Origin of the sequence: Cognatilysobacter segetis, from assembly GCF_004359965.1 — a bacterium.
Classification (GTDB): Bacteria; Pseudomonadota; Gammaproteobacteria; order Xanthomonadales; family Xanthomonadaceae; genus Cognatilysobacter; species Cognatilysobacter segetis.
Window position 1 is genome coordinate 1 of record NZ_SMRQ01000124.1, and the last position, 830, is coordinate 830.

Below are 830 nucleotides of genomic sequence, written 5' to 3' on the forward strand. Positions count from 1 at the left end.
GAAGGGCACGCCGAAGCTCCAGGCCATGCTCAAGTCGTTCAACGACGGCAACGTCGCCGAGGCGCGCACCGCGGCCGACGCGATCATCGCGGACGCGGCATCGAATGCGTACGAGAAGGCCTTCGCCGCGCAGCTCGCCGCGCAGACCGCGATCGGCGCGCAGGACTATCCGGGCGCGCTCAAGTACATCGACACGGCCATCGCGCAGAACAGCCTCGACAACGACGCGCACTTCGGCCTGATGCAGCAGCGCGCGCAGATTCAGATGATGAACAAGGACTACGCCGCCGAAGCGATGAAGGTCGCCGAGTCCGCCGCCTCCAGGAACCCGGCCGACAAGCGGGCGCGCTTCAACCTCGTGCAGTCCTACCTGCAGGCCAAGCAGACCGACAAGGCGGCGCAGTTGCTCGAGGAGATGCGCAAGTCCGGCCAGCTCACCGACGACGCCGACTACCGCCAGCTTTTCTCGATCTACGCCAACCTCGAAGGCAAGGAACAGCAGACGATCGACATCATCAACGAGGGCATGACGAAGGGCGTGCTGAAGCCCGACTACAACGTCTACCTCGCGCTCGCGCAGTCGTACTACTTCTCCGAGCAGACCGACAAGGCGATCGACGCCTACCGCAAGGCCGCGCCGATGGGCAAGAACGGCGAGGCCTATCTCGCGCTCGCCGGCGTGCTTCGCAACGAGCAACGTATTTCCGAAGCGAAAGCGGCCGCGGAGCAGGCACTGGCCAAGGGCGTGAAGCATCCGGAGGACGCCAAGAAGATCCTCGCACTGCCGGGCAAATAATCTGATCGCGGCAGCGGTCACAAGCACGCAAAAC

Annotated in this window: 1 protein-coding gene; it reads left to right on the forward strand. The window is 64.5% G+C overall.

The annotated features are described in order from the left end of the window. Window positions 1-796, forward strand: a 796-nt coding sequence (locus E4F61_RS14200; protein ID WP_133480254.1) for a tetratricopeptide repeat protein, incomplete at its 5' end; no start/stop codon positions are given. Window positions 797-830: the final 34 nt, after the last annotated feature.